This is a genomic window from Candidatus Venteria ishoeyi (genome assembly GCF_030378065.1).
In the GTDB taxonomy this organism is placed as follows: domain Bacteria; phylum Pseudomonadota; class Gammaproteobacteria; order Beggiatoales; family Beggiatoaceae; genus Venteria; species Venteria ishoeyi.
The window spans coordinates 1-6,064 of the sequence record NZ_JAUCGJ010000087.1 but is presented as its reverse complement, the minus strand read 5'-3'; the positions used below and the strand labels follow the sequence as shown (position 1 = coordinate 6,064).

At 43.8% G+C, this 6,064-nt stretch carries 5 protein-coding genes; 3 read left to right on the top strand and 2 right to left on the bottom strand.

Going from position 1 to position 6,064, the window contains the following annotated elements; translation table 11 throughout:
- The first annotated feature begins 130 nt into the window (after nt 1–130).
- The 3 genes from QUF61_RS17805 (at nt 131) to QUF61_RS17795 (ending at nt 3,631) form a co-directional block, all read left to right on the top strand.
- Nucleotides 131–997, top strand: a complete 867-nt coding sequence (locus QUF61_RS17805; protein ID WP_177428407.1) for an alpha/beta hydrolase — start codon at nt 131–133, stop codon at nt 995–997.
- Between the two features lie 131 nt (nt 998–1,128).
- Nucleotides 1,129–2,760 carry a sensor histidine kinase gene (locus tag QUF61_RS17800; RefSeq protein ID WP_289682902.1) on the top strand — a complete coding sequence of 544 codons (1,632 nt, stop codon included), beginning with the start codon at nt 1,129–1,131 and terminating at the stop codon, nt 2,758–2,760.
- Nucleotides 2,761–2,866: 106 nt separating this feature from the next.
- A complete protein-coding gene (locus QUF61_RS17795) occupies nt 2,867–3,631 on the top strand; it encodes a Tll0287-like domain-containing protein (RefSeq protein ID WP_177428409.1) in 765 nt (254 codons plus the stop codon).
- 413 nt (nt 3,632–4,044) lie between these two features.
- Here QUF61_RS17795 and QUF61_RS17790 read toward each other — a convergent pair whose 3' ends face one another.
- Complete coding sequence (locus tag QUF61_RS17790) at nt 4,045–5,082, bottom strand: efflux RND transporter periplasmic adaptor subunit (protein WP_289682901.1); 1,038 nt, start codon at nt 5,080–5,082, stop codon at nt 4,045–4,047.
- Nucleotides 5,083–5,243: 161 nt separating this feature from the next.
- Nucleotides 5,244–5,978, bottom strand: a complete 735-nt coding sequence (locus QUF61_RS17785; protein ID WP_103919935.1) for a zinc-ribbon and DUF3426 domain-containing protein — start codon at nt 5,976–5,978, stop codon at nt 5,244–5,246.
- Between the last annotated feature and the right edge of the window lie 86 nt (nt 5,979–6,064).

Below are 6,064 nucleotides of genomic sequence, written 5' to 3'. Positions count from 1 at the left end.
AACTTATATTAAATGAATTTTGAATAAAATTTGAATTTTCTGAAGTTATAAAGTTCTCGCTCCTAAGCACATGAACATATACAATGCAATATAAATGTGCGTTCCCCACAGCTTATACAAGGTAAGTCTGATGAAATTGATTGTTTTTTTTCGTTCCATACTGATAACACTGCTTGTATTTTATAGCACGCATAGCGCTGCCAAAGTTATTGAACTTAAATTACAATCAGGCCTGACGGCAACCGCCAGCTACCTGGAAGGGGAAGCGGATAAGCCTCTGGTTTTGTTATTACATGGTTTTTTACAAACCCGCGAGTTTCCCACTGTTGAAAATCTGGCTACCACCTTAAATGATTCCGGTTATCCCGTATTACTACCAACATTAAGCTTAGGTATAGACCGGCGTAACAGCAGTTTAAGTTGTGAAGCGATTCATACCCATTCAATACCTGAGGCCAATAGCGAAATCCAGCAGTGGACGGATTGGCTGATAACACAAAAAAAATATCAAAATATTATTTGGTTAGGTCACAGCCTGGGAAGCCTGCAACTGCTCGCAGCCCATTCAGAAAAGTCCAGACCTGAAGTTAAAGGATTGATTTTACTGAGTCTGGTTTATCTTGGGCAAAATATGGATAAGCCCACCTTATTAAAACTAAAAACCCAGGCTGCCCAATCAGGTAAAATGGAAAATGAATCTCCCATGCCTTATCAATTAAGTTTTTGCAGCCGTTATGTTGCGCTGGGAAAATCCTGGTTATCCTATATGCAGTGGAGTGCAGCTTACACTGCCGCGCAATTTAGCCAGTTAAACATTCCGGTTTTTCTATTAATGGGGAGTCAGGATAAGCGTATTCATCCCGAATGGATTCAGAAATTAGCCAATACAGAGATTTCAGTACAAACAATTATAGATGCCAATCATTTTTTTAATGGTGCTCAGGAATTTGATTTACATAATGAAGTCGAAACTATTCTGGAAAACCTGGTGTATTAACTAAGATTTCAATAATTGCTTAAGTCATGCTTATGTTGCTTTCTAAATTCCATACGCCTCTTTCTTTTAGGGTTTATGCCACAATTTTTTTATTAGTTTCCGGGTTATTGTTTGCAATCCTTGCCGGATTTATGCTGTATCAAATAGATGCAGTGAAATCAGCAGCGCAGCAACGTGATGAGGAAGCAGCCTATTGGGAACTCCAGCGTTCAGTCAACATGTTGCTGGACTCCATGAAAATCCTGCATCAACGCATTGCCAATTGGGGTGAAACGCATCAACAATTACAAACGCCCACCTATTACGATTACTGGCAACAAAGCCGTTTGCAGGATATTCACCTACCCCGGCAAATTATGGCACTGGAATTATACGATGCCCAGGGTAAACAATTAGGGCGCAGTAAAAATCATGAAAATAGACTACCCTTGCAACTGGAATCACTACCCAAACTGGAACCAATCATTCAGATTGTAAAAGATCAAAACGATCCCGTATTAGTATATAGTGCGGCAATTTTCAAATTGGGTGGCTCACCTGGAAATGCTGACAAGCAACAAATCAGTGGTTTTGTTGCTTATCAAATAAAACTGCTGCCCGCACTGCGCAATCAAATTCGTTTTCGCATCATAGAACCCGCCAGCATCCGCCTGCCAATGGATACCACCCAAACCCTGACAATCACTGCTTTAATAAAAAATTTACGTTATCACCGCAGCCAATTCAAAGACACTCAGGATTTGGAACAAGTCATGATTTCAGGTCTTTGGAATATTGGCACACTATTATTCTTATTATCCCTGCTGTATTACGTGTTGGGTTGGTTCTTATTTGGCCGGCCTCTGCACCGACTGGTGTTTTATGTCAACCGACTGCGCCAGCAAAAATATGAGAAAAATGAACATGTAAAATTGCCTACACTGCCATTAAAAGAACTGGAAACCCTGCGACTTTCCCTGCAACAATACCAGCAGGAACTGCATCAAAGTTATATTGAACTGACGCAAAATAACCTGGAGCTGGAAAATGCTATTACCGAAGCGCGTCAGGCAAATCGGGTGAAAAGTCAGTTTTTGGCTAATATGAGCCATGAACTGCGCACACCGATGAATGCCATTATCGGTTACAGTGAATTATTGGAAGAAGAAGCTGAAGAAACTGAAGGGGCAAATTTTAGCACTGAAATTTCACACATTATTAATGCAGGCAGGCACTTATTAAGCATCATTAACGATGTGCTGGATCTATCAAAAATTGAAGCGGGCAAAGCCACTTTGCACCTGGAAACAGTGACATTGGATAATGTACTGCAAGATGTGATGTCAATCACCACCCCGCTGGCACAAAAAAATACCAACCTGCTACATCTGGAAAAAAATACCGAAATATTACAAATACGCACTGATGTGACTAAATTACGTCAGAATTTATGTAATCTGCTCAGTAACGCGGCAAAATTCACTCACAAAAGTACCATCTATTTAAAGGTTGGCGATGTTGTAAAACACAACCAGCAGGATCAGGAAATAACCTATCTGGTGTTTCAGGTGGTTGATTGTGGCATTGGCATGACGCCGGAACAACTCAGTCGGGTATTTGATGCCTTTGCTCAGGCTGATGCATCAACCACACGGGAGTATGGCGGCACTGGCCTGGGTTTGACGATTACCCGCAGTTTTTGTGAAATGCTGGGTGGTGATCTCAATGTCGAAAGTCAGGTTGGGCAGGGTACGACTTTTACCATGCATTTACCACTGCTCTAGTAAAAGCATCAAGCGCACATTTTATTTTACAATACCCCATCTTCTGAGTGCCGTACAGAAGGTGGGGAAAATAAACAGCGGCATAACAATCCAAAGGATAACAATTATGAAAAAATTACTCATCACTTCCATGCTGCTCTTCAGCCCCTTATCCACAGTGGCGGAAGAAGCCATTGGCATTCCCGCCAAAGGTGGCCAGCCAGAATATTTATTCATGGAAAAAGTTACACGTGATGCTGCGCCTGCAACGGCTAAAATCATTTCCGATGCTTTAGCCCTCGGTCGCTTGGTGATTTTTGCGCAAATGTCTAAAATTGGTGATCCAAAACTTGGCGATAAAGGTTTTACTGGTGACGTATTTGCCGAGCAATGGCAAGCCGCTTTAGAAGCACAATTGATTGGTATCAGCCCGGAACAAGAAGCACTGTTAAAAAAATTAATCTGGGCGGGTAAATTGAGCATGGATATTAATCAAGATCGGATTAATACCCAGGGTGTTAAGTATAAACACTTTTTACCCGCAAAATGGGCGCGGGAAACCGGTTTATTTTTTAATGCTAAAACCGGCGTTGTGACCAAACAACCCAGCGTTAATTATCGCCATCCCAGCAATGTCCCGGATGCCACGGAGAAAAAAGTCTTAAGTGCTTTTGTTAAGGCTGGAAACACCGCAGAGGCAACAGGCGAATATACTAAAATGGGCAAGCAGGCGGTATACCGTTATTTTGAACCAGTCAAACTAATGACACCTTGTCTTGCTTGCCACGGCAAACCCAAAGGTGAATTAGATATGCTGGGTTATGAAAAAGATGGCATGGATGCGGGGGATGTGGTTGGCATGATCAGTGTGGCGATAGCGGTTAAGCAATAAGGTTTTATGCTTCGGGAATGGTGTATATCCCGAAGCATCTGGTTTTATTTTCCATGCACAAGGTTAAAACCTTCGCCTTTCAGGCGAACAGATTTATCTCTAATATTTAACGGTAAAACTTAAAATATGGGTTTTAACGCTAACACCCCAAAGGGGTATTTTAATACAGCCTGGGGCAACGCCCCAGGGTAGAGAATGACACGGATACAATTCCAGGGGCGTTGCCCCTGGCTATATTAATACGCCCCGTTGGGGCTAAACAACAGGGCTTGTCCGCCCTGTATCTCGGCTTTCAGCCGCCAAACGCTCTAACCCACCCGTCTTTTAGCGGGTAGTTGTTTAGTTCTGTGGTGAATACTGTCAATGGTTTTATCGCATTTTCCGGTAGTAACACGGGAACAAGAAAACAACTTTCAGGGCTGCACAACCGTCACCTTTTTGCCTTCCTCCAGCCCCGGTAAACCCTGATATACCACCTGCTGCCCCGCTTTCAGTCCCTCCCGGATTTCAACCTGTTGCAAACCCTGCCAGCCACTGCTGACATTTTGCCGGGAGACACTTTGGTCGGTCTGAAGTACAAATACATATTCGCTCTGCTCATCCCGGCGCAAGGCGGTCTGGGGAATACTGATTGCCAGTTGTTGCTGATTTAATAAACGCACCTCACAGGATTGCCCACTACGGGCATTTTGTGGCAGCTTATCAAGTATAATTTCAACCGTACCCCGCTGATTATCTTGATTCAGTGTCGGATGAATGCGCTGGATTTTTCCTTGCAGGGTTTCTGCCCTGATAGTACGGGTATTAAATTGCACCTCGGCGGCATCACCCAATGCTATCTGACTTAGCACCAATTCTGGCAAGGCCAGTACAATGCGCAAGGATTTAGGAGCAATTAAGCTCAGCAAATGTTGGTTGGCTTTTACCACATCCCCCGGTTCCACCAGGCGTTGACTGACAAGCCCTGCAAATGGGGCATGGCGCTGACTGTCCTGCAAGCGGATTTGTAACAGACGATGCTCGGCAGCGGCGATGCGTTGTTGGGTTTGCGCCTGTTGCAGTTTATCGGTGGCAATCAGTTTTTTGTTGGCAAGATCACGTAGTTTGCGGGTATCGCGTTTGGCCTGCTGTAGCTTGGCAGTCAGTTTATCAAGTTCGGCCTGTAAACGGCGGCTATCCAGTTCTATCAGTAATTGCCCCTTGGCAACGCTATCACCTTCAAACACGTCCAGATAAATAATTTCCCCGGCCTCAAGGCTGAATATGCGGCGTATATGACGCGCCTGCAAACGTCCGCTATAAATACGTTGTTCACTTTTCAGCAGCGGTTTTACTTGAGTGACATAAACGGCATGGCTTGATTCCGGCTTTTTTTTCTGAGTTTTAGCTGTTACAGGTTCTGATGCAGGCTGACAAGCCGCAAGCAAAAAGACCGTTAGATAAACAAGCACTTGCAGCTTCAAAGCAAAGAAAACCTATGCTGCTTCTTGAGGGGCTTGCCAGCTTTGTAACAGCATGGCGACCAATAGCAGGCTAAAAAAAGAAATGGTTTTCATATTCAATCATTCACGTTAAACAGTGGGTTTTTATTTCAATCAGCATGAAATCAGCTTTACATAAAGCGCACGGAGTAACCAAAAGTGTGCATGTTAGGTACCAGGTTTTTCAGTTCCAGATTGACATGAACCGGTTCACCCGGCCATAGTGGTTTACTGGCTTGGGCAGTATCCAGATATTGCGTGGGTGATAAGCGACGGATGCCGATAAGTTGTTTGTTTTCATCCTCAAAACGCAGTTCCAAACTGGGATAGGCTTGTTTGAAAATTGCTGTATTTTCAAAAATAAAATGCAATAACACCGCATTATCCTTATCAGGATGCTGGTTCATATAATTTTTGCTGATGTGAAAAGCCTGCACATCACGGGTAGGCGGCAGCTTACAATCAAGTAATAGACAGCCTTTGTCCAGCCAGGGGCGGATATGGGGTTCCTGTAAAATCACATCGGGACGGGTGAACCAGAGATATTGTAATACCAGCGTTGCCGATAACAACAAGGCCAGCAGACTCCAGGTAAACAAGGAACGGCGGCCTGTGCTTTGCACGGTAACGCTTGCCACATCTAATTCGTCTTCCAGTTCCTTGAGTAATTCAATCTCATGCACATCATCTTCTGCTACTGCTTCACCAGAGGCCTTGCTTAAGGTTTGCGGCAGTGCTTCCAGGCGTTGATGCAAGGCATTAAATATACGCTTACAGGCCTGACAACACACTCTGCCTTCTGCCTGACTGAGTTGCTCAGAATGAATGCGGTAAATGCTCTGACATTGGGGACATTGAGTATACATAGGATAATCTGAATAAATGCTCTATTAATCTGAATTTTAGGATTTCAAGTTTAACATAAACAAGGTATTGGGCCACCCGCCTATTC